Raw genomic sequence first — 21,572 nt, 5'->3', positions numbered from 1 at the left:
CCCGCTTCCCAGACCCCAGAAACCCCGCCCCAGCCCCCAACAGCCGCCAACACAGCTTACCCACAGACTCAAGCCGGATATCCACAGACCAAAACGCAGGAATCGAAATCTCAGAACCGAAGCCCCCGTCCCGCGCCGCTCCTTTCCGGTCAAAGCCGCCCGGCAAACGCAGGCCGACCCCCCAAAGGGCGCAGTGGCCAGGAAAAAGGGCGGCCCACCGGCCGCCCGCAGAATCTCAGTTCATTTCGCTCAGCCCTGCTCTTCCAGCACTTTGCGGGCGGCGCGGAAGCATTCCAACGCCTGGGGCACGCCGCAATAGATGCCGATCACATGAATAATCGCCCGGATCTCCTCCTTGGTGACACCGTTATTGATGGCGCCGCGGCAGTGCAGTTCCCATTCGTGCATCTTGCCCAGCGCCCCGATCATCGAAAGGTTCATCATCGAGCGGGTCTTGGCGTCGATCACGTCATCGCCCCAGCCGAAGCCCCAGCACCAGGCAGTCATCGCTTCCTGAAACGGGCGGGTGAAGTCGTCCGCTGCGGCCAGGTTCGTTTCGACATACTCAGCGCCGAGGGTTGCCTTGCGCTGCTCCATGCCCTTCAGGAACAGGTCTTCGTCAAAAGCGCTCATCTCAGCCTCTCAGTTTCATTGCAATGTTTTTGGTCTGCACGTAGTTCCACAGCGCCTCGCGGCCCTTTTCTCGGCCGTAGCCGGACTTTCCGTAGCCGCCAAAGGGGGTTTCGACGCCGCCCGCATACCATTCGTTCACAAAGACCTGGCCGGCGCGGATCTGGCGGGCGCACCGGGTGGCGCGGTCGAGGTCGCGGGTGAAGACGCCGCCGACCAGCCCGTATTCGGTGCTGTTGGCGATCTCGACCGCTTCCGCATCCGACTCGAACTTGAGGACTGAGAGCACGGGGCCGAAGATCTCCTCGCTGGCGATGCTGTCGGACGGGGTGATGCCGGAAACAACGGCCGGAGCCAGGAATGCACCCGCATTGCCAACGGGCGCGCCGCCGGTTGCGATGATCGCCCCGTCAGCCTGGGCCTGCTGGACAATACCCAAGGCACGGTCGCGCTGGGGCATGGAGACCATGGCACCCATATTGGCACCGAACTCGGGCCGGTCGATCCCAGGGCCGACACTGAGGCTTTGCGCCACGTTTACCGCGCGTTCGACCAGTTCGTCGTGGCGGCTTTCGTGCACGATCACCCGGCTCATGGCGCTGCAGACCTGACCTGCGTTAAAGTAGATGCCCCAGCGGATGTCGTTCTCAAACGCGTCGAGGTCGGCGTCTTCATGGACAATAGCAGCGGATTTGCCGCCAAGCTCGAGCACACAGGGCACCACGTTCTGCGCCGCCGCGGTGGCAATGCGGATGCCAGTGGGGACGGAGCCGGTGAAGACGATCTGATTGACCTGCGGATGGCCGGAGAGCGCCGCGCCGGCCTCATGCCCGTAACCGCAGAGCACGTTAACCGCACCGGCCGGGAAGCCGGCGGCCTCGGCTGCGCGGGCCAGCCAGGCGTTGGTGAGGGGCGTAAGTTCGGGCGTCTTGATCACGCAGGCGTTGCCAGTGGTGAGTGCCGCGGACAGCGAGCGCGCGGTCATCTCCACCGGGTAGTTCCAGGGGATGATCTGGGCGGAGACGCCCATCGGCTCATTCTCGGTCCAGTCGAAATAGCCGCCGCCCAGGGGGATCGAGCGGCCCTCCACCGTGCTGGCCTGGTTGCCGTAGTATTCGAAATAGAGCGCGGCGCCCTCGATCTCGATCCGCGCCTCCCACAGCGGCTTTCCCTGCTCCAGGGTCAGGACGCGGGCGATCTCGTCGATGTTGTCGAGCAGGTACCGGCCCATTGCCTGCACCATACGGCCCCGCGCGATCGGGCGCAGGGCTGAAAGCTCGCCGGACAGGTGCACACGGCGGGCGGCCTGCACGGCGCGGTCCACGTCGGCGGCATCAGCCAGCGCGTGGCGGGCCAGAAGCTCGCCATTGGCCGGGTTGGTGACATTGATCCACCCTGCCCCGCCGGGCACCCATTCGCCGTCGATGAAGTTCAGCCATTCGGCGTCAATCTTAGTCATGGTCTTTCTTAGTTCCCTGCTGCTGCCAGATCACGGTCTGCCGCTTCGCGCATCCACTTCTGAAGATGCAGGATGGAGTGTTCCGAGTTCACTCCGCAAGAAGGATCGACCACCAGAGGCCCGGGAACGTAGCCGCGGCTTTTCAGGCCGCGCTGCACCGATTCCACCAAGTGGATATCTTCCTCCACCGTGGTTGCGCGGTCCTGCACCGCCATCCGGCGCACGGTTTCATTGTCCTCACCGCGGACCGAGTACCAGCCGCGCCAGACAACCACGTGATCGGCATCGACCGCGCGCCAGTGGTATGTGTTGAGCAGGTTGCCGGGATAAACCTGGAAGGAGAACATCGGCCATAGGAACCAGCTGGAGTATTTCTCGTTGTTCTCGAAGCCGGAGTTGATGTCGTACGTCATCTGATCCAGCGCGTTGCACTCGGTGGTGTGGCGCAGGCAGAACCCCTGGGGCTGGATGTCATAGGTTTCCGGCTTGATCACCCCGGTGGAGAAGGTCGGGTGGTTGAGGCTGCAGTGATAGCACTCGGAGTAATTCTCGACCGAGACCTTCCAATTGCAGTCTTCCGGGATCTCCACCCATTCCAGCGGTTTCAGGTCGGCCCAGTTGGGGACAAAGCTTTCCAGCTCGCCGCGCACGCCCGGGAACCAGTCATCCATCGGTTTGGCCTCGGGGTCGAGGTTCACGAATATGAAGCCGAGGAAGACCTCGGTGCGGACCTCGGTCAGGCAGACCTTGGACTTGTCGAAGCCCTGCACCGACTTCAGGTTCGGCCCGGCGCGCAGCTGGCCGGTCAGCTCATAGGTCCAGGCGTGGTAAGGGCAGACCACAACCCGCGTGGTGCCCTCACCCGAGACCAACTGGTGGGCGCGGTGCTGGCAGACATTATAGAAGGTGCGGATCTCGCCATCACGCCCCTTGATGCTGAACAGGCTTTCGCCCGCCATCTCAAAGGCGAAGTAGTCGCCGGGGTTTTCCAGCTGGCTGGCGTGGCCGGCAAACTGCCAGGTGCGGGCCAGCAGACCCTTGCGCTCAGCCTCAAAGATGGCCGGGTCGGTATAATACCGTGCCTCCAGGGAATGGGTCAGAGGGGCGTTCATTCAGGTTCCTCCGCATAAAGGCCCAGCTGGTGCCTGCGTTTGTGAAATTTCTCCACCCGCTCGACAATCTCCTCGCTGGAGACCGCAATCACGAAGGAGAGCAGCGTTTCCAGCAGGGCGATGGTCGAGACGGATGACGGGAAGAATTGCGGCGTGTCGGCCGCGACGACAAAACCGTGATCCGCATTCAGGACCACGGGGCTGGCGGGGCTGTCGGAGATGCCGACGATGGTGACCCCCTGTTCGCGTGCGATGCGGATCGCATCGATCACTTCGGTGCGGTAGGGCTTGCAGGTCATGGCGATCAGCACATCCTGGCTGTCGGCCCAGGCAAGGTCATCCACGGCGGTCGAACCGGGCCGCGGGATAGCGTGGAACTGCTTCATGCCGGTGGAGGCAAGATAGGTGAAGTTGCGGGCGTTGGCGTTGTTGACGCCAACCCCAAGGGTAAAGACCTGCCGGGACTGCCAGATCGCCTGCGCCGCGGCCTCCAGCCCGTCCGCATCGATACCCGCAAAGGTCTCCTCGATATTGCGGATCGCGGCGCCCACCATATCGGCATAAAGCCCGCCCAGCTCGCCGGACTTGGAAATATCCTGCAGCCAGCGCGCCCGGTCAGGGAAGGAAACCCCGCCCTGGCGAATCGCCTCGCGGAACGGGGCGCGGAAATCCTCGTATCCTTCAAAACCCACCTGCCGCGCCATGCGGACAAAGGTGTTGGGTTTCACATTCGCCGCCTCGGCAATCTCGCGCACGGTGGAAACCCCGACATCCGCAGGGTTTTCCAGCACATAGCGGGCCGCCTTCTGTGCTTCAGGGGTCAGCGCATCCCACTCTTCCGTGAGGCGCTCCAAAACAGTTGATGATACATTTGTGCCATTCATGATTGACGATGGTACAAATATGGAATTAGCCTGTCGAGCAGAAAAGCGACTCTGCAATCAGGAACGGCGAAATGGCTGAGAAGGAATTCCCCACACAGGCCCGTGTGGTCATTGTAGGCGGCGGTGTTATGGGGGTGGGCCTGGCCTATCACCTTGCGCACGAGGGGTGGGGCCCGGAGGTGGTTCTCTTGGAAAAGGCCGAGCTGACCTCGGGCTCGACCTGGCACGCGGCCGGGCAGATCACCCATTCCACCAGTTCGTTCGGGCTGGGCAAATGCGTTGACTACAACATCGGCCTTTATTCCGGGAAGCTGGAAGAAGAGACCGGCCAAGCAGTGACCTGGCACGGCTGCGGCTCGTTCCGCCTGGCCTATACCGAGGATGAGATGGACTGGCTGCGCCACACCCTGTCGGTGGGCCGCTCCCTCGGCTTCAACATCGAACTGGTGGGGCCTGAGAAGGTCGCCGAGCTGCACCCCTTCTATAATCTCAAAGGGGTTCTGAGCGCGCTTTACACCCCCGATGACGGCCACGTCGACCCGACCAACGTTACCATGGCACTGGCCGCAGGCGCCCGCCAGCTGGGCGCGCGGATCATCCGCCACTGCCGCGCCACCAACATCACCCAAGCTGGCAATGGCGAATGGATCGTCGAATCGGAAAAAGGCACCATCCGCTGCGAGCATGTGGTCAACGCCGGCGGCACCTATGCCCGCCAAATGGGCGAATGGTCCGGGCTGCAGCTGCCGATGACCTCGATGACCCACCACTACTTCGTGACCGAACCGGTGCCAGAGTTCGAAGGCTTAGACAAGGAACTGCCAGTAATCCGCGACGACAGACAGGTCTCCGGCTACATCCGCATGGAGCAGAAGCGCGGGCTGATCGGGATCTACGAGAAGGAAAGCAGCAACTCGGTTTGGCACGACCACTGCCCCTGGGAATATGAGAACTGGCTGTTCGATGCCGACTATGACCGGGTGATGCCGTGGCTGGAGGAAAGCCTGAACCGGATGCCGATCTTTGCTGACCTCGGCATCCAGCGCGAAGTGCATGGCGCGATCTCGCATCCGCCGGATGGCAACCCGCTGATCGGCCCGGCGCCGGGCGTCAAGAACTACTGGTGCTGCTGCGGCACCCAGATCGGCATCGGCTGGGGCCCGGGCCTGACCCGCGAGCTGGCGCGCTGGATGGTGCATGGCGCGGCCGACATCTCGATGCGGGAATACGACCCGCGCCGCTTCGGCTCTTATGCCACCAAGGACTGGCAGGTGACCAAGGCGCATGAAGATTACAAGCTGCGCCACGAGATCCCCTTCCCGCATTTCAACCGCCTGGCGGGCCGCCCGATCAAACCCTCGCCGCTCTATGAACGGCTAAAGGAAAAAGGCGCGGTCTATGAGGAGGTCTATGGCCACGAACGCCCGCGCTGGTTTGCCAAAAACGGTGTGGAGCAGCGCGACCACTACTCCTTCAAGCGCAACGTGGTGCATGACATGGTCGGGGCCGAAGTGAAGGCCGTGCGCGAATGCGTAGGCATCATGGACATCTCCGCCTTCACCAAGGTCGAGGTCTCCGGCCCTGGTGCCGCGGCGCTCTTGGATCGGCTGACCGCCAACCGGCTGCCGCAGAAAGTGGGCGGCATTGCCCTGACCCACATGCTGAACCGCCGCGGCCGAATCGAGCTGGAAACCACTGTGGTGAAACTGGCCGAGGACAGCTTCTATTTGGTCTGCGCCGCCTTCTTCGAACAGCGCCTGCTGGACCACCTGGCTCAGAACCTCGCGGGCGAGGACGTGGAGATCAAAACCCTCTCCACCGATTGGGCCGCCCTTGCTGTCAATGGCCCAAAATCCCGCGAGGTCCTGGCCGCCTGCACTGGTGCAGACCTGACAAATGCCGGCTTCAAATGGCTGACCGCACAGCAGATCGAGGTAGCGGGTCACAAGCTCTGGGCCTTCCGGATGTCCTATGCGGGTGAGCTCGGCTGGGAGCTGCACATCCCGCGCGACAGCACCCTGGCGGTATATGACGCCCTTTGGACGGCTGGCGAAAAACATGGCATTGCCGACTACGGATCCTTTGCCATGAATGCGATGCGGATGGAGAAAGGCTTCAAGGGCGCAGGCGAACTCACCAACGAGGTGACACTGGCCGAGGCGGATGTGCTGCGTTTTGCCCGCACCGACAAGGAGTATCTGGGCAAGGACAAGACTCTGAACAACGCGGACAAGCCCTGGGTCTGCGCCTATCTGGAGATCGAGCCGGACGGTGCGGAAGACGGCCACGGCGGTGAGGCAGTCATGCTTGATGGTCAAGTCGTTGGCTCAACCGCTTCTGTTGCCTATGGCCACACTGTCGGCAAGATCCAGGCCTTTGCATATGTGAAACCGCAGGCCAGTGTGCCGGGCTTAGAAGTCGAAGTGATCATCGCTGGCAAACCGCGCAAGGGGCGGATTCTGGGCATGCCGGCTTATGACCCGGACAGCCTGCTGCCGCGTACCGACGCGGCACTTGCCCCGGCGCAATAGAATGCCCCCCCTTCGCCAGGCCACCGGCGAGGGGGCGACTTCCCTCTTTGCTAATTGGGAGCGCCAGAAATGAGCCTTTCCGAAGCTACCCCCCTGTCCGGACACGGCAGTCCGGGCAGACTTAATAATCCGACCACAAACCCGTACCGCCGCTTCCTCGAAAGAATGCGCAGTTCAAGACCCGCCCCTGCAGGTTGAACAATATTGAACCAGGAGCATGAACATGAAGATCACCCGCATCTCCCTGTGGCATGTGCCGCTGACCAGCCACACCGCGTATCACATGGCCGAGGGCAAGACCTGCGACACAGTGGAAAGCGTGGTACTGGTGCTGGACACCGATTCCGGCCTAACCGGTTGGGGCGAGGTCTGCCCGATCCCGCATTACCTGCCCGCCTATGCCCGCGGTGTGGTGCCCGCTGTGGAGGAGATGGCACCAGTGCTGCTGGGCGCCGATCCCGTTGGGCCAGAAGCCGTGATGGCCAGGCTGGACCATTGGCTGCAGGGACATCCTTATGCCAAGTCCGCAATCGACATCGCCTTATGGGATCTGACGGCACAGGTCGCGGACTTGCCGTTGCATTCCTTGCTGGGCGGGCGGCGGCAGGCGGATATGCCGCTCTACCACTCGATCACCTGCATCGCGCCAGAGGAGATGGCCCGCATCGCGCATGAGGCGCAGGCGACGGGCATCACCCAGTTTCAGGTGAAACTGGGCGCGGACCGCGACTGGGAAGCCGATGTCGCACGCCTTCGGATGGTGCGGGAGGCGGTCGGAGACGGACCGCTGGTTTATGGCGACTGGAACTGCGGGGCCACATCGCTGGATGCCTCCCGCGTCGGACGGGCTGTAGCGGACCTTGACATCATGCTGGAACAGCCCTGCGCCACCATCGAGGATTGCGCGCGGGTACGTTCTGTATGCGGGTTGCCGATGAAACTGGATGAGAACGCCCATGACACGGCTTCCCTGTTGGCAGGCCATGCAGCGGGTGTAATGGACGCAGTCGCCATCAAGCTGTCAAAGTTCGGCGGGCTGTCGGCCGCGCGCCGGGCGCGGGATCTCTGCCTGCACCTGGGCGCCAAGATGTGCATCGAAGACACCTGGGGCTCTGACATCACCACCGCTGCTTTGCTGCATCTGGCGGCCGCCACCGATCCGCTTCGGTTGATGAATGCCTGCGACCTGTCCTTCTACGTCAGCCCGCGGCTGGACCTGGCAGGGCCGGAGCGTCGAAATGGCCGCATCGCCCCGCCCGAAGGCCCTGGTCTGGGCGTGCGGCCCGACCGGGAATCCCTGGGCGCTCCCGCAACTGTGATCGAATAGTTTTTGACTTTTTGGTCAAAATTTTTCCAACTGGGCCAATCCGCCCCAACAGGACAAAGACATGGAAAAGATCCGCACCCAGGCCGAATGGAATGACCGCGCCAGCGCCGTGCTGCCCGCCGGCGGCTTTGGCAATTTCGACCCCGGCATCGTCATCCGCGAGGGCAAGGGCTCCCGTGTATGGGACGAGGATGGCAAGGAATACATTGACTACCTGATCGGCTCAGGCCCGATGATGCTGGGCCACGGCCATCCGGAAGTGATGGAGGCGGTGCTTGAGCAGCTGCCGAAAGGCATGACTTTCTTCGCCAGCAACGCCCGCGGCATCGAGCTGGCCGAGGAAATCTGCCGGGCAGTGCCTTGCGCCGAGCAGCTGCGCTATGTCTCCACCGGCGGCGAAGCTGACATGTATGCGATCCGGCTTGCCCGCGCCTTCACCGGCCGCACCAAGATCGTCAAGTTCGAAGGCGGCTATCACGGCATGTCCGCAGAGGCGCAGATGAGCCTGGCACCCTCGGTCCGGGTGAATTTCCCGCAGGCGGTGCCGGACAGTGCAGGCATCCCCCCGTCAGTCGCCGCCGAGGTCCTGGTCGCACCGTTCAATGACTTCGAATACATCAAGCAGCTGATGGCAGAACACGGGCACGAGATTGCCGCCATCATCGCAGAACCGCTGCAGCGCATCGTGCCGCCGCTGCCGGGTTTCCTGCAGTTGTTGCGCGAGGAAACACAGAAGCACGGCAGCCTCTTGATCTTTGACGAAGTCGTCACCGGTTTCCGCTCCACGTACGGCGGTGGGCAGGAACTGTACGGAGTGACACCGGACCTGGCGACGCTGGGCAAGGTGATTGGCGGCGGCTTCCCGCTGGCGGCCATCGTGGGACGCGCCGGTATCATGCGGCACTTCGACAAGGCGCAGATCGGGGCCGAGGGCTGGCTGATGCAGCTTGGAACCCTGTCTGGCAATCCGGTGGCCGCTGTTGCGGGCCTCAAAACCATGGAAGTGCTGCGCCGCGAGGGCGCCTATGACAAGCTGAACAGCATCGGCCAGCGGCTGATGCGGATGACCAGTGCGGCGCTGGAAGAGGCAGGGGTGCCATTCCAGATCGTTGGCGAGCCTGCACTGTTCGAAGTGGTGTTCACCGATTCAAAGGTACGCGATTACCGCGACACCCAAGCCGGGGATGCAGAGCGTACAAAGCGGTACAATGCAGTTTTGCGTGAGGAAGGCATCTTCAAGTCACCGGGTAAGACCTACCCCAGCCTGGCTCTGACAGAAGAGGATCTGGAACAGACAGAGGCAGCCATCAAAAAAGCTGCGGCCTCTCTGGACTAGAACACAAAATGGCGGGCCGCTGGCCCGCCCTCCTTTGCCTGGGCGACAGCGTGTCAGGCCTTTGCCGCTGTCACGATGAGCTCCACCAGGAAATCCTCGCGCGCAAGCTTGGCCTCGCCGCAGGCCCGCGCCGGGGCGTGGCCTTCAGGCACCCAGGCATCCCAGACCGCATTCATCTCGGCAAAATCCTTCATGTCGGCAAGCCAGATCACGGTCTGCAGTATGCGGGTCTTGTCGCTGCCAGCCTCCGCCAAAAGCGCGTCGATTTTGTCCAGGCAGTCCTGGGTCTGCTGCGCCACACTGGCACCGGCGGTACCAACCTGCCCCGCAAGATAGATGGTATCGCCGTGGGTCACGATCTGGCTCATGCGCTGGCCGGTGTGGCTGCGGGTGATTTCAGACATTTTTCTTCCTTGGAATGACTTCAGTTTAGTTCCCGGTGATGCAAGTTACTGGGACAACAGCCACTTGCCTTCGGACGGGCAGAACTTGCGGCGGACCTGCTTGGGCGTCTGGTCGTCCTTGAGGAAGGCCTGGTGCTGCAAGAGCACGCAATCGCCCTCTTTGCCCGCCACATTCACTTCACCATGCGCGCCACTGTCCGGGTTGGACCACTTGGCCCGCTTGCCGTTGCCGCCCTGCGCCTGAGCCAGCAAGGATTGCTCAGCCTGGCGCATGATGTTGGTGTCCTGCGGCGTCAGCCCGGATTTGGCCAGAATACGGCTAAGCGGGTTGGCAGCGGCGGGCGCCGCAACTAGCGCCGCCACAGCGGCTGCTGTCAGAATTCCGGAAAATCGCATGTGAATACTCCTGCCTGAATGAAACCGGCTTGGCGACCAGTAAGGCGCAACTAGGAGGCAATGTCCATGCGGCGGATCAAGAGAACTTGCGGAACAGCCGGGTCATGTCGAAAAGCTCATCCAGGCGATCGTAGCGGTCCTTGGTCTTGTCCCAGCTCTCTTCCTGTGTGGCGGCGATCATAGCCTCCAGCAGCATCATGGTGGAGATGTTGGAGTCCCAGGCCGACGGAATTTCGACCCAGCAGTTGAATGTGTGCTCGGCAACCGAAGCAATCGGGCTCGCCCACTGGTCGGTGATCAGCACGATCTTCACGCCGCGCTCTGAGGCAAGCTCTGCCAGCCGCTGCAGGTTGGTTTCATAGCGGCGCACATCGAACATCAGGAGCGTATCGCCTTCTACCATGTCCAGCACGTAATGCGGCCAAGTCGCGGAGGAGGACGTCATATGCGTGACCCGCTGCCGGATCGCCTGGAAGTGGGTAAAGGCATAGTCCGCCAGTGCCCGGGTGATGCGGCCGCCAACCACATAAAGCCGCCCCTCGGTATTGGCGAGCTGATGCACCGCGGCGTCGAACTGAGCGGAGTCGATGTTTGAGAAGGTTTGCTGCAGGTTGTCGGTGACGGCCTGAGCAAATCTGTTCAGCAGGTGGCCTTCGGGTGCCTCAGAAGCCCAGTTGTCGCGCCGTTTGGTCGGGCCAGAAACCTTGGCTTCCAGCTCTTTCAGCAGCGCCTGATGAAACTGCGGGTAGCCTTTGAACCCCAGTTTCTGCACCATCCGGGCCACAGTAGGCGTGGAAACCTCGGCGTTCCCCGCCACAATGGTGATCGAGGCCAGCCCCGCCGCAGGATAGTTCTCCAACAGCAAATTCGCGAACTTACGTTCGGATTGGGTGAGCGAGGAATAGTTCTCGCGGATCAACTCGCGAACGGTGGCGGGCGGTTTCGACAACGGGGCATTCCTGTTCTTGAACAGACACTTTCTAACCCGGCTCCGGCCTGAAAAGAAAGTTTCAGGAATCTCTGTCCGGAACCGATCATGAAAAGATATTGACACAAATATCTCTTCATGGAAACATTTTTCCAAATCGCAGGGAGGCGGCATATGCGAGAGAGCGATTCTCACGCTCAGGAGGAAGCAGTGGAGGTGGTAAACCGCAAGGGCGCCAGCCCGGTTCTGCTGCTGTGCGAACATGCCTCCAGCAATATTCCGGCCAGGTACAATGGACTGGGGCTGCGTGAAGAAGACAGGCTGAGCCACGCCGCCTGGGACCCGGGTGCACGCGCGGTGGCCCTGCATATCTCCAAGGCGCTGGATGCCCCGCTGGTTGCCAGCACCGTGTCGCGGCTGGTCTATGACTGCAACCGCCCGCCCGAAGCCGCCAGCGCCATGCCGGAAAAATCCGAGCTGGTGGAGGTGCCCGGCAACAAGGGGCTGACCGAAGAACAGCGTCAGGAACGGACGGATACGGTTTATGTGCCGTTCTGCGACGCCGTTTCCGATGCGATCAAAGCCCGCAAAGAAGCGGGGCAGCAAACCGTACTGGTCACCATGCACAGCTTCACCCCGGTCTATTTCGGCAATCAGCGGGCCGTCGAGATCGGCATCCTGCACGACGACGACAGCCGCCTGGCAGACGCAATGCTGGCAGAGGCCCCTGCCCTGCCGCACCGGCGGGTCGAACGCAACGAGCCCTACGGCCCGGCCGACGGTGTCACCCATTCATTGAAAATCCACGGGCTGGCGCACGGGGTGGCCAATGTGATGATCGAAATCCGCAACGACCTGGTGGCGACACCGGAACAAGAAGAGGCCATGGCAGAAGAAATGCTGACATTGCTGCGCCCGGCGCTGGCTGCGCTGGCGGCGGAGGGAGGGCCAGATGCCTAGAATAATCCGCGCCTATGTCCGCGGTATCGACGCGATGAACCGCGCGATCGGCCGCTTTGCCATGTACCTGATCTTCGCCCTTATCGGGGTGCTGCTGTGGTCCTCCGCCTCCAAGACCTTCTTCAACCCGTCGCTTTGGACGCTGGAGACTGCACAGTTCGTGATGGTCGCATATTATGTTCTGGGCGGCCCCTACTCGATGCAGCTGGGATCAAACGTGCGGATGGATCTGTTTTACGGGGCCTGGTCGACCAAGACCAAGGCGCTGGTGGATGCCTTCACCGTGCTGTTCCTGATCACATACCTGGGTATCTTGATGTACGGCGCGCTCAGTTCTACCGCCTATTCTCTGGGATACTTCGGACTGGAGCCGCTGCAGTTCTTCTGGGACCTGCTGAAAACCCTGCTGAGCGAGGGGCCTGCAGCAGCAGGTGAAAAGCTTGGCTATCTGGAGCGCAGCTCCACCGCCTGGCGGCCGTTTCTTTGGCCCGTCAAAACCATCCTCTGCTTCGGCGTCTTCCTGATGCTGCTGCAATGCCTTGCCGAATTGTTCCGGGATATCGGACGCCTGCGCGGAGTTGAAATCTGATGTCCTACGAATGGATCGCCATCGTGATGTTTGCCGGCATGATGCTGATGCTGATGACCGGCCAGAGGGTGTTCGGCGCCATCGGCTTTGTCGGCGCGGTTGCGGGCATGCTCCTGTGGGGCACTGGCGGGGTGGAAATCCCCTTCTCCGCCGCCATGAAGCTGATGAAATGGTATCCGCTGCTGACCCTGCCGATGTTCATCTTCATGGGCTATGTGCTGTCGGAATCAAAGATCGCGGATGACCTGTACCGGATGTTCCACGTCTGGATGGGTCCGGTGAAGGGCGGGCTAGCCATCGGCACCATCGGCCTGATGGTTCTGATCTCGGCCATGAATGGCCTTTCGGTGGCGGGCATGGCCATTGGCGCGACCATTGCGCTGCCGGAGCTTCTGCGCCGCGGTTACGACAAGATCCTGGTTACCGGCACCATCCAGGCGGGTTCCTCGCTGGGTATCCTGGTGCCGCCCTCGGTGGTGCTGGTACTTTATGCAATGATTGCGCGCCAGCCGGTGGGGCAGCTGTGGCTGGCAGGGGTGATCCCCGGCCTGCTGATGGCGACCATGTTCATCATCTACATCTACGTCCGCGCCCGGATGCAGCCGAACCTCGGACCCGCAATGCACCCGGAGGATCTGGCCGAGTATGAGCAGATCACCGACCACCCGCTGCGGCTGAACTACATCGTTCTTGGTGCGCTGGTGCTGGTGCCGCTGCTGATCCTGACGGGCGCTATGGAGACCAAGTCCGCGCTTGGCGTGGCGCTTACCTTTGGCCTGCTCTCCTTCCTGACCCGTAAAAATGCAGCGTTCTACAAGGACGTGTTCATGAAGGAGAAGTACCGCCTGCTGTTTTCAGGCGTGCTGCCTTTGGCGATCTTCGCCGCAATGATGGTGCCTTTCGTAAACGGCTGGACCTCGCTGGTGGAAAGCTCGGCCATTGGCGCGATGACTGCCTTCATCGCCGCGGTTCTGAAGGGGCGGATGACCAAAGAGGTGTTCGAAACCTCGGTGCGCTCGACACTCGGCATCTCCTGCATGTTCATGTGGATCATCCTGGCGGCGCTGGCCTTTGGCGCGATCTTCGATGGTCTCGGCGCGGTCAAGGCGATCGAGGACCTGTTTACCACCAAGCTGGGCCTCAGCCCGTGGATGATCCTGATCCTGATGCAGCTGAGCTTCATCGTGATGGGCACCTTCCTGGATGACACCGCGATGCTGGTGATCGTCGCACCGCTCTATGTGCCGCTGGTGGGGGCGCTTGGCTTCGACCTGATCTGGTACGGCGTGCTCTACACCATCACCACCCAGATCGCCTATATGACGCCGCCGTTCGGTTACAACCTGTTCCTGATGCGCGCGATGGCGCCGCCGGAGATCGGGCTGAAAGACATCTATGTCTCGATCATCCCATTCGCCGCGGTGATGGTGCTGGCGCTGGCCCTGATCATGATGTTCCCGCAGATCGCCCTGTGGCTGCCGGAGTATGTCTATGGAAAATAAGACCATCCTGCAGCCGCTGGGGCCGGACATCTGGCTGGCGGACGGCCCAAAGATCCGGTTCTACAAGATCCCCTTCCAGACCCGGATGACCGTGATCCGCCTGGAAAATGGCGACCTGTTCCTGCATTCTCCGATCCAGTTCAGCAAGCAGCTGGCTGCCGAGCTGGAGGCGCTGGGGCGTGTCCGCCACCTGGTGTCCCCGAACTGGATTCACTACGCCTATATCGCGGAATGGGCTCAGGCCTATCCGGAGGCCATAGCCTGGGCTTCGCCGAATGTCCGGGAGCGTGCACGGAGCCAGGGGATGGAGATCAATTTCGACCGCGACCTGCAGGACAGCCCGGCGCCGGAATGGGCGGCAGAGCTGGAGCAGCTGATTGTCCGCGGCAGCAAGGTGCACACCGAGGTCGTCTTCTTTCACAAGCGCTCCAAAGTGCTGGTTTTGACCGACCTGATCGAGAATATGCCCAGCAAGACACTGCCGTTCTGGGTGCGGCCGCTGGCCTGGGCTGCGGGCATCCTTGCTCCGAACGGCAAGATGCCGATTGACATTTGGTTCTCCTTTGCGGGCAACCGGGACAAGCTGTGCAAGGCTCTGACCCGGATGCTCGACTGGAAACCGGAAACCGTCGTGCTCGCGCATGGCGACATCCTTCGCGAGAATGCACCGCAACGGCTCCGTGAAGGGTTCAGGAACCTGGCGCCCTGCGGGCACGGGCATTGATTGAAGTTCAACAGAGGAGAGGAAGTAATGACAACAAGACGTAAGTTTTTGCAGACCGCCGGCGTCGGCGCTATGGCCGCACCGCTGGCGACGCCGGCACTGGCACAATCCACCATCAAGTGGCGGATGCAGACCTATGCCGGTGCGGCGCTGGCCGAACACGTGGTGAAACCCGCCATCGACATGTTCAACAAGATCGCCGGCGACCGGATGCAGATCGAGCTCTATTATGCCGACCAGCTGGTCCCCACCGGCGAACTGTTCCGCGCCATGCAACGCGGCACCATCGACGCGGTGCAGTCGGATGATGACTCGATGGCCTCGCCCACCGAGGTCACCGTGTTCGGCGGCTACTTCCCCTTTGCCTCGCGCTACTCGCTGGACGTGCCGGTGCTGTTCAACCAGTACGGCCTGAACGAGATTTGGGATGCGGAATACTCCAAGGTCGGCGTCAAGCACATCTCGGCCGGCGCCTGGGACCCCTGCCACTTTGCCACCAAGGATCCGATCAACTCGTTGGCGGACCTGAAGGGCAAGCGCGTTTTCACCTTCCCGACCGCGGGCCGTTTCCTGGCGCAGTTCGGCGTGGTGCCGGTCACCCTGCCCTGGGAAGACATCGAAGTGGCAGTGCAGACCGGCGAGTTGGACGGCATTGCCTGGTCGGGCATCACCGAAGACTACACCGTTGGCTGGGCTGACGTGACCGACTACTTCCTGACCAACAACATTTCTGGTGCCTGGGCGGGCTCCTTCTTCGCCAACATGGGCCGCTGGGAGGAACTGCCGGAAGACCTGCAGACCCTGTTCCGCGTCTGCTGCGACCAGTCGCACTATTACCGCCAGTGGTGGTACTGGGGCGGCGAAGCTTCCCTGCGCGTGAACGGCGACAAGATGAAGCTGACCACCATTCCGGACAACGAATGGCAGCAGGTCGAAGACGCGGCGGTGAAGTTCTGGGATGAAATCGCAGCCGAGTCCGAGACCAAGGCGAAAGTTGTGGAGATCTTCAAGAAGTATAACGCTGACATGCAGAAGGCCGGCCGCCCCTACCGCTACGGCTGAGGCACCGGTTGAAACACGGGATTTGGCCTGCACCGCGGTCGGCCAAATTCCTTCCCCAAGGAATTTGGCAAGACTTTTCCCGGAAAAGTTTTGCGCGCAACAGACAAAGGGCCGCTCATGCTCTCCTTCGACACTCTTAAGGACCAGGTTGCCGATGGCACCGTTGACACCGTTCTGGTCTGCCTTGTGGACATGCAGGGCCGCCTGATGGGCAAGCGCTTCCACGCCAAGCATTTCGTGAATGGCGCCTGGGAGGAAACCCATTGCTGCAACTACCTGCTGGCCACTGACCTGGCGATGGCGACGCCGGACGGCTATGCCTCGACCAGCTGGGAGCGGGGCTATGGCGACTATGTGATGAAGCCCGACCTCTCCACCCTGCGGCCGGTGCCATGGCTGGAAGGGACGGTGATGGTGCTGTGCGACGTGCTGGATCACCACACCCACGAGGAAGTCTCCCACTCCCCCCGCGCGATCCTGAAGAAACAGGTGAACCGTCTGAAGGCGATGGGATACGACGCCATGTGCGCCACTGAGCTGGAATTCTTCCTGTTCGCCAAGAGCTTTGACGAGATCCGCCGCTCGGGCTTCCGCGACCTGGAACCGATCTCCGGCTACAACGAGGATTACAACATCCTGCAGACCACCCGCGAGGAGCATGTGATGCGCCCGATCCGCAACCACCTGTGGGATGCGGGGCTGCCGATCGAGAACTCCAAGGGCGAGGCAGAGACCGGCCAGGAGGAGCTCAACATCAAATACGCAGCGGCGATGGACACGGCGGAGTTCCACACCATTGCCAAGCACGCGATCAAGGAGATCGCCGAGCAACAGGGCCACGCGGTGACCTTCCTGCCAAAATGGAGCCACGACAAGGTCGGCTCCTCCTCCCATGTGCATCAGTCGCTGTGGCAGGACGGCAAGCCCGCGTTCTTTGACGAGAGCGACGAACTGGGCATGTCCGCCCTGATGAAGAATTACATGGCAGGCCTGCTGAAATACGCGCCTGACTACACCGCCTTCATGGCGCCCTACATCAACAGCTACAAACGCTTCATGAAGGGCACCTTCGCGCCCACACGGATCATCTGGTCGGTGGACAACCGCACTGCGGGCTACAGGCTCTGCGGCGACGGCACCAAGGCGATCCGGGTCGAATGCCGCATTCCGGGTTCCGACATGAACCCCTATCTGGCGATGGCGGGCATGCTGGCCGCGGGCATTGCGGGTATCGAGGAAGGGCTGGAACTGCAGACCCCCACCCGGGGCGATGTCTACCAGGGCGATACCGGCATGATCCCGGGCACCCTGCGTGATGCGGCGGCGGCTCTGAAAGGCTCGGAGATGCTCCGCAAAGCCCTTGGTGATGACGTGGTGGATCACTACGTCCGCGCGGCGGAAGTGGAGATCGAGGATTTCGACCGGGTGGTCACCGACTACGAGATCGCCCGTGGATTTGAGCGCGCCTGAGGCGCGCAGCCGGCTTGGGGCGCTACCCCAAACCCCGGAGTGTTTTCGGAAAGATGAAGAGGGCCTTGGCCCTTTCTGAATGGAGTGAATGGCAATGGGCCAGGTATTGAAATGCATCTCGCCGATCGACGGATCGGTCTTTGCAGAGCGCGAGGTGCTCTCGCGTGAGGACGCCTTTGCGGCAGCAGAACGTGCGCGGTCAGCGCAAGGCGCTTGGGCGGCCCGGCCGCTGCAGGAGCGCATTGATCTGGTGATGGCGGGCGTGGCTGCCGTCGGCGCGATGAACGATGAGATCGTGCCGGAACTGGCGCATATGATGGGCCGGCCGGTGCGTTATGGCGGCGAGTTTGGCGGATTCAACGAACGCGCAGGCCACATGGCAAAGATCGCCGCAGAGTCGCTTGCGGATATCGAAGTGGGCGAGGACGCAACCTTCAAACGCTACATCAAGCGCATTCCGCATGGGGTTGTGTTTGTGGTCGCCCCCTGGAACTACCCTTATATGACCGCGATCAACACGGTGGCGCCTGCGCTGATTGCCGGCAATACCGTGGTGCTGAAGCACGCGACCCAGACGCTGCTGGTGGGTGAGCGGATGGCGCAGGCCTTCCGTTCCGCGGGCATTCCCGAAGATGTGTTCCAGAATGTCTTTCTGGATCACGGCACCACCTCGGAACTGATTGCCAGCAAGGCCTTCAACTTCGTGAACTTCACCGGCTCGGTAGGCGGCGGTCAGGCGATGGAGCGCGCCGCGGCCGGCACCTTCACCGGTGTCGGCACCGAGCTGGGCGGCAAGGACCCCGGCTATGTGATGGAGGACGCCGATCTGGATGCGGCGGTGGACACGCTGATTGATGGCGCCATGTTCAACTCCGGCCAGTGCTGCTGCGGCATCGAACGGATCTACGTGCATGAAAGCCTCTATGACGCCTTCCTGGAAAAGGCCATTGCCATCGTGAAGGGCTACAAGCTGGGCAACCCGCTGGACGCGGAGACCACTATCGGCCCAATGGCCAATGTGCGCTTTGCCAGCGAGGTGCGCGGCCAGATCGCCGAGGCGGTTGAAGCGGGTGCCGTGGCCCATATCGACACCTTCGCCGAGGATGACGGCGGCGCCTATCTGACACCGCAAATCCTGACCAACGTGACCCACGACATGCGGGTGATGCGCGAGGAAAGCTTTGGCCCGGTCGTGGGCATCATGAAGGTCTCCTCGGATGAGGAAGCCATCCGGCTGATGAACGACAGCGACTTCGGCCTCACGGCGTCGCTCTGGACCAAGGATGTAGAGCGGGCGCAAGCCGTCGGGGATCAAATCGAGACCGGCACCGTCTTCATGAACCGCGCCGACTACCTGGATCCGGGCCTGTGCTGGACCGGCTGCAAGGACACCGGCCGCGGCGGCGGCCTCTCGGTCATCGGCTATCACAATCTGACCCGTCCGAAATCCTATCACCTGAAAAAGGTAACCGGCTGACGGACGGCCCCGCCCGCCCCGTTTCTCCTCCCGGGGCGGGCCACTTGCATCAAAGGAACACAACATGTCTCTCGTTGGAAACTGGTCCTACCCGACCGCAATCAAATTCGGCGCAGGCCGGATCAAGGAACTGGCGGAAGCCTGCGCCGCTGCCGGCATCAAGAAACCGCTGCTGGTCACCGACAAGGGTCTGGCCGACCTGCCGGTCACTCAAAGCACCCTCGACATCATGGAGGCCGCGGGCCTCGGCCGCGGCATGTTCTCGGACGTTGATCCGAACCCGAATGAGAAGAACCTGGACGCCGGCGTCGCCGCCTACAAGGCAGGCGGCCATGACGGGGTGATCGCCTTCGGCGGCGGCTCCGGCCTGGACCTCGGCAAGATGGTGGCCTTCATGGCGGGTCAGACCCGGCCCGTGTGGGATTTCGAGGACATCGGCGACTGGTGGACCCGCGCCGATGCCGATGCCATCGCGCCGATCATCGCGGTGCCGACCACCGCAGGCACGGGTTCCGAAGTGGGCCGCGCCAGTGTGATCACCGACAGCGTCACTCACCAGAAGAAAATCATCTTCCACCCGAAGGTGCTGCCCGCAGTGGTGATCTGCGATCCCGAGCTGACGGTCGGCATGCCCAAATTCATCACCGCAGGCACTGGGCTTGATGCCTTTGCCCACTGCGTCGAAGCGTTCAGCAGCCCGCACTACCACCCGATGTCCCAAGGCATCGCGCTGGAGGGCATGCGGCTGGTCAAGGACTACCTGCCGCGCGCCTATGCCGACGGCACCGATATCGAAGCCCGCGCGCAGATGATGTCGGCCGCGGCGATGGGCGCAACAGCGTTCCAGAAGGGGCTCGGCGCGATCCATGCGATGAGCCATCCGGTGGGGGCCCATTTCAACACCCACCACGGCACCACCAATGCGGTCTGCATGCCCAGCGTGCTGGAGTTCAACGCCTCTGCGATTGCCGACCGTTTCAACATGGCCGCGGCCTATCTGGGCATTGACGGAGGTTTCGATGGCTTCCGCAGCTTTGTGCAAGAGCTGAACGACTCCTTGGGCATCCCGCGCGGGCTGTCTGATCTGGGTGTCACCGAAGCGGCCATCCCTGAACTGGTCAAAGGCGCCATCATTGACCCCTCTTGCGGCGGCAACCCCATCGAGCTGACCGAGGAAAACCTCACCCAGCTGTTCAAGGCCGCGATGTAAGCAAAGACCACATGACAGGTCAAAATGACAGGTCAAAGCGCTCTCCGCCACCGCGGGGAGCGCTGTTTTGTTCAGAACCGGCGTCAGCCGCTGACGTAGACCTTGTCCTTTGGGTAATAGAAGATCTTCTGATTATGCAGCCGCCCCAGCAGCGCGTGAACCCGGCGCAGCGTCTCCGCATCAGCGCTGCCGGCCTCCGGATGAGCCTTGGACAGAGCATCCCTTGTATGGCGCAAGGAGGTTTCAATCAGGTCCATATCCTCAACCGAAAGCTCGAACATGTCATTGTACTTGGGCATCTGCACTCCTTTACCGGGCCGACCCGCGCTGAACTGGAACCATACCCGCAGGTTGCCCCGGCGCGCCGGCCAAAGCTAGGAAAATCGCCTGCGGGCGGGGCTGCGGTGGTGGCTTCTGCGTCGCGGCCGCGGACAGCGGCGGCGGGCTAGAGCGTTTCTCCCAGGCTGATTGCCGGGGTCAGGCGGTCGAAAACCAGCCCCTCTGCCCCGCCGGTTTCCCGTGATTTCAGGATGATCCGCGCCGCACGTTCGCCGATTTCATGGCGGCAGGCATCCGTTGTCGCGAGCTGCAGCGGCAAGCCCTGCAGGATCTGCAGATTGTTGAAGCCTGCCAAGGCGATATCGCCGGGCACCGACAGGCCCGCGGCCAGGCAATGCATCAGCCCGCCAACGCTCATCACGTCGCTGGAATAGTAGATGCAATCAAGGCCCGGGTTGCGCGCCAGCATCTGCGCCGTCAGCTGGCGGCCGGTCTGGATCGAACTTTCACCGGAATAATGCTCCAGATCCGAAAGTGTCACGCTCTGCGCCGCCAGCCCGTCCGTGAATCCGTCAAAGCGTTTCCGGGCGCGGAAATCCTGCGGCATCTTGGTGCCGATAAAGCCGATGTTCCGGTAGCCGCGCGCCAGGATCTGCTCTGCCATTTCGCGGCCTGCCTGCAGGTGCGAAATGCCGACACAATGGCGTACCGGATCGCCGTCCACATCCATTACCTCAACAACCGGGCAATCGGCCTGCTGCAGCATCCGGCGGGTGGCCCCGGTATGCTCCAGCCCGGCAGCGATCAGGCCTGAAGGCCGCCAGCTCAGCATTTCGCGGATGACACTTTCCTCTTCTGCAAGGTCATAGCCGGAAATCCCCACCACCGGCTTCAGCGGGCTGTCCTTCAAGACAGCGGAAATGCCCGAAAGCACCTCCGGGAAGACAAAGCTGTTCAGCGACGGCACCACCACCGCCACCAGGTTAACAGATTGCGAGGACAAGGAGCCGGCAATCCGATTCGGCACATAACCATGGGTGCGGGCGATTTCCTCGATCTTCGCCTTGGTCTTGGCGGACACGTCCGGGGCTCCGCGCAGCGCGCGGGAGGCCGTCATTTCACTGACACCGGCCAGTTTGGCCACGTCTTTCAGAAGCAGTTTCTTGGTCATGCCCCCATGCTCCTGCAGATCGCGGGCGGCCGCAAGGGCGGCTCCGGAAACAGGGGGGTTGATTTTCCACATCGTTATCGCTATCGGTATCGCAACCGTTATCGATACCGGAAGCCGATCC

At 62.1% G+C, this 21,572-nt stretch carries 20 protein-coding genes; 11 read left to right on the top strand and 9 right to left on the bottom strand.

The genetic code is table 11. The features are described 5' to 3' along the window. Positions 1-249: 249 nt before the first annotated feature. The 4 genes from KUW17_RS12965 to KUW17_RS12950 are packed head-to-tail and all read right to left on the bottom strand — an operon-like array spanning position 250 to position 4,085. Complete coding sequence (locus tag KUW17_RS12965) at positions 250-633, bottom strand: carboxymuconolactone decarboxylase family protein (RefSeq protein WP_222479712.1); 384 nt, start codon at positions 631-633, stop codon at positions 250-252. 1 nt (position 634) lies between these two features. Continuing rightward, positions 635-2,089 (bottom strand): aldehyde dehydrogenase family protein, encoded by a 1,455-nt coding sequence (locus tag KUW17_RS12960; protein WP_222479710.1) that lies wholly within the window; start codon positions 2,087-2,089, stop codon positions 635-637. 8 nt (positions 2,090-2,097) lie between these two features. Then, positions 2,098-3,201, bottom strand: a complete 1,104-nt coding sequence (locus KUW17_RS12955) for an aromatic ring-hydroxylating oxygenase subunit alpha (RefSeq protein WP_222479708.1) — start codon at positions 3,199-3,201, stop codon at positions 2,098-2,100. Then, entirely contained in the window at positions 3,198-4,085 is an 888-nt protein-coding gene (locus tag KUW17_RS12950; RefSeq protein ID WP_222479706.1) for a MurR/RpiR family transcriptional regulator, read from the bottom strand. The genes KUW17_RS12955 and KUW17_RS12950 overlap by 4 nt, the downstream gene beginning before the upstream one ends. Positions 4,086-4,156: 71 nt before the next feature. Between KUW17_RS12950 and KUW17_RS12945 the strand changes: the two genes are divergently transcribed. The 3 genes from KUW17_RS12945 (at position 4,157) to KUW17_RS12935 (ending at position 9,279) form a co-directional block, all read left to right on the top strand. Continuing rightward, positions 4,157-6,616, top strand: a complete 2,460-nt coding sequence (locus KUW17_RS12945) for an FAD-dependent oxidoreductase (protein WP_222479704.1) — start codon at positions 4,157-4,159, stop codon at positions 6,614-6,616. A 223-nt stretch (positions 6,617-6,839) separates the two neighbouring features. Next, the gene (locus KUW17_RS12940) at positions 6,840-7,943 is read left to right on the top strand and encodes a mandelate racemase/muconate lactonizing enzyme family protein (protein ID WP_222479768.1); all 1,104 of its coding nucleotides are present in this window, start codon (positions 6,840-6,842) and stop codon (positions 7,941-7,943) included. 61 nt (positions 7,944-8,004) lie between these two features. After that, on the top strand, positions 8,005-9,279 hold the full coding sequence (locus tag KUW17_RS12935) for an aspartate aminotransferase family protein (protein ID WP_222479702.1): 1,275 nt from the start codon (positions 8,005-8,007) through the stop codon (positions 9,277-9,279). A gap of 53 nt (positions 9,280-9,332) precedes the next feature. Here KUW17_RS12935 and KUW17_RS12930 read toward each other — a convergent pair whose 3' ends face one another. The 3 genes from KUW17_RS12930 to KUW17_RS12920 all read right to left on the bottom strand — a co-directional run bounded on the left by KUW17_RS12930 (position 9,333) and on the right by KUW17_RS12920 (position 11,028). Continuing rightward, positions 9,333-9,683, bottom strand: a complete 351-nt coding sequence (locus KUW17_RS12930) for a RidA family protein (RefSeq protein WP_222479700.1) — start codon at positions 9,681-9,683, stop codon at positions 9,333-9,335. 45 nt (positions 9,684-9,728) lie between these two features. After that, the gene (locus KUW17_RS12925; protein WP_222479698.1) at positions 9,729-10,079 is read right to left on the bottom strand and encodes a hypothetical protein; all 351 of its coding nucleotides are present in this window, start codon (positions 10,077-10,079) and stop codon (positions 9,729-9,731) included. 76 nt (positions 10,080-10,155) lie between these two features. Beyond that, positions 10,156-11,028: a MurR/RpiR family transcriptional regulator gene (locus KUW17_RS12920; protein WP_065266030.1), complete on the bottom strand. Its 873-nt coding sequence runs from the start codon at positions 11,026-11,028 to the stop codon at positions 10,156-10,158. A 153-nt stretch (positions 11,029-11,181) separates the two neighbouring features. On the opposite strand from KUW17_RS12920, the gene KUW17_RS12915 reads away from it, so the two are divergent. From KUW17_RS12915 to KUW17_RS12880, 8 genes are all read left to right on the top strand, one after another. After that, positions 11,182-11,967 carry an N-formylglutamate amidohydrolase gene (locus KUW17_RS12915; protein WP_222479696.1) on the top strand — a complete coding sequence of 262 codons (786 nt, stop codon included), beginning with the start codon at positions 11,182-11,184 and terminating at the stop codon, positions 11,965-11,967. Continuing rightward, complete coding sequence (locus KUW17_RS12910) at positions 11,960-12,556, top strand: TRAP transporter small permease subunit (RefSeq protein WP_222479694.1); 597 nt, start codon at positions 11,960-11,962, stop codon at positions 12,554-12,556. Before KUW17_RS12915 ends, KUW17_RS12910 begins: the two co-directional genes overlap by 8 nt. After that, positions 12,556-14,058 (top strand): TRAP transporter large permease subunit, encoded by a 1,503-nt coding sequence (locus KUW17_RS12905; RefSeq protein WP_222479692.1) that lies wholly within the window; start codon positions 12,556-12,558, stop codon positions 14,056-14,058. The genes KUW17_RS12910 and KUW17_RS12905 overlap by 1 nt, the downstream gene beginning before the upstream one ends. Next, on the top strand, positions 14,048-14,782 hold the full coding sequence (locus KUW17_RS12900; protein ID WP_261397173.1) for a DUF4336 domain-containing protein: 735 nt from the start codon (positions 14,048-14,050) through the stop codon (positions 14,780-14,782). Before KUW17_RS12905 ends, KUW17_RS12900 begins: the two co-directional genes overlap by 11 nt. 27 nt (positions 14,783-14,809) lie before the next feature. Then, positions 14,810-15,844 (top strand): TRAP transporter substrate-binding protein, encoded by a 1,035-nt coding sequence (locus tag KUW17_RS12895; protein WP_222479688.1) that lies wholly within the window; start codon positions 14,810-14,812, stop codon positions 15,842-15,844. A gap of 117 nt (positions 15,845-15,961) precedes the next feature. After that, positions 15,962-17,314 carry a glutamine synthetase family protein gene (locus tag KUW17_RS12890; protein WP_222479686.1) on the top strand — a complete coding sequence of 451 codons (1,353 nt, stop codon included), beginning with the start codon at positions 15,962-15,964 and terminating at the stop codon, positions 17,312-17,314. A gap of 94 nt (positions 17,315-17,408) precedes the next feature. Further along, complete coding sequence (locus tag KUW17_RS12885) at positions 17,409-18,791, top strand: aldehyde dehydrogenase family protein (RefSeq protein WP_222479684.1); 1,383 nt, start codon at positions 17,409-17,411, stop codon at positions 18,789-18,791. A gap of 64 nt (positions 18,792-18,855) precedes the next feature. Beyond that, positions 18,856-20,001, top strand: coding sequence for an iron-containing alcohol dehydrogenase (locus tag KUW17_RS12880; protein WP_222479681.1), 1,146 nt, complete (start codon positions 18,856-18,858; stop codon positions 19,999-20,001). 83 nt (positions 20,002-20,084) lie between these two features. Here KUW17_RS12880 and KUW17_RS12875 read toward each other — a convergent pair whose 3' ends face one another. Then, entirely contained in the window at positions 20,085-20,300 is a 216-nt protein-coding gene (locus tag KUW17_RS12875; protein WP_222479679.1) for a hypothetical protein, read from the bottom strand. 146 nt (positions 20,301-20,446) lie between these two features. Then, on the bottom strand, positions 20,447-21,451 hold the full coding sequence (locus tag KUW17_RS12870; RefSeq protein ID WP_222479677.1) for a LacI family DNA-binding transcriptional regulator: 1,005 nt from the start codon (positions 21,449-21,451) through the stop codon (positions 20,447-20,449). Positions 21,452-21,572 lie beyond the last annotated feature (121 nt).

The sequence above is a fragment of the Leisingera aquaemixtae genome (assembly GCF_019801145.1).
GTDB classification, from domain to species: domain Bacteria; phylum Pseudomonadota; class Alphaproteobacteria; order Rhodobacterales; family Rhodobacteraceae; genus Leisingera; species Leisingera aquaemixtae_A.
This window is presented reverse-complemented; position numbering and strand designations above follow the sequence as displayed.

Coding starts and splice junctions, on each gene's coding strand:
- KUW17_RS12890 (WP_222479686.1), top strand. CDS start 15,962: ATGCTCTCCTTCGACACTCTTAAGGACCAGGTTGCCGATGGCACCGTT.
- KUW17_RS12900 (WP_261397173.1), top strand. CDS start 14,048: ATGGAAAATAAGACCATCCTGCAGCCGCTGGGGCCGGACATCTGGCTG.
- KUW17_RS12945 (WP_222479704.1), top strand. CDS start 4,157: ATGGCTGAGAAGGAATTCCCCACACAGGCCCGTGTGGTCATTGTAGGC.
- KUW17_RS12915 (WP_222479696.1), top strand. CDS start 11,182: ATGCGAGAGAGCGATTCTCACGCTCAGGAGGAAGCAGTGGAGGTGGTA.
- KUW17_RS12950 (WP_222479706.1), bottom strand. CDS start 4,085: ATGAATGGCACAAATGTATCATCAACTGTTTTGGAGCGCCTCACGGAA.
- KUW17_RS12965 (WP_222479712.1), bottom strand. CDS start 633: ATGAGCGCTTTTGACGAAGACCTGTTCCTGAAGGGCATGGAGCAGCGC.
- KUW17_RS12870 (WP_222479677.1), bottom strand. CDS start 21,451: ATGACCAAGAAACTGCTTCTGAAAGACGTGGCCAAACTGGCCGGTGTC.
- KUW17_RS12895 (WP_222479688.1), top strand. CDS start 14,810: ATGACAACAAGACGTAAGTTTTTGCAGACCGCCGGCGTCGGCGCTATG.
- KUW17_RS12905 (WP_222479692.1), top strand. CDS start 12,556: ATGTCCTACGAATGGATCGCCATCGTGATGTTTGCCGGCATGATGCTG.
- KUW17_RS12940 (WP_222479768.1), top strand. CDS start 6,840: ATGAAGATCACCCGCATCTCCCTGTGGCATGTGCCGCTGACCAGCCAC.
- KUW17_RS12910 (WP_222479694.1), top strand. CDS start 11,960: ATGCCTAGAATAATCCGCGCCTATGTCCGCGGTATCGACGCGATGAAC.
- KUW17_RS12935 (WP_222479702.1), top strand. CDS start 8,005: ATGGAAAAGATCCGCACCCAGGCCGAATGGAATGACCGCGCCAGCGCC.
- KUW17_RS12955 (WP_222479708.1), bottom strand. CDS start 3,201: ATGAACGCCCCTCTGACCCATTCCCTGGAGGCACGGTATTATACCGAC.
- KUW17_RS12930 (WP_222479700.1), bottom strand. CDS start 9,683: ATGTCTGAAATCACCCGCAGCCACACCGGCCAGCGCATGAGCCAGATC.
- KUW17_RS12960 (WP_222479710.1), bottom strand. CDS start 2,089: ATGACTAAGATTGACGCCGAATGGCTGAACTTCATCGACGGCGAATGG.
- KUW17_RS12885 (WP_222479684.1), top strand. CDS start 17,409: ATGGGCCAGGTATTGAAATGCATCTCGCCGATCGACGGATCGGTCTTT.
- KUW17_RS12880 (WP_222479681.1), top strand. CDS start 18,856: ATGTCTCTCGTTGGAAACTGGTCCTACCCGACCGCAATCAAATTCGGC.
- KUW17_RS12925 (WP_222479698.1), bottom strand. CDS start 10,079: ATGCGATTTTCCGGAATTCTGACAGCAGCCGCTGTGGCGGCGCTAGTT.
- KUW17_RS12875 (WP_222479679.1), bottom strand. CDS start 20,300: ATGCCCAAGTACAATGACATGTTCGAGCTTTCGGTTGAGGATATGGAC.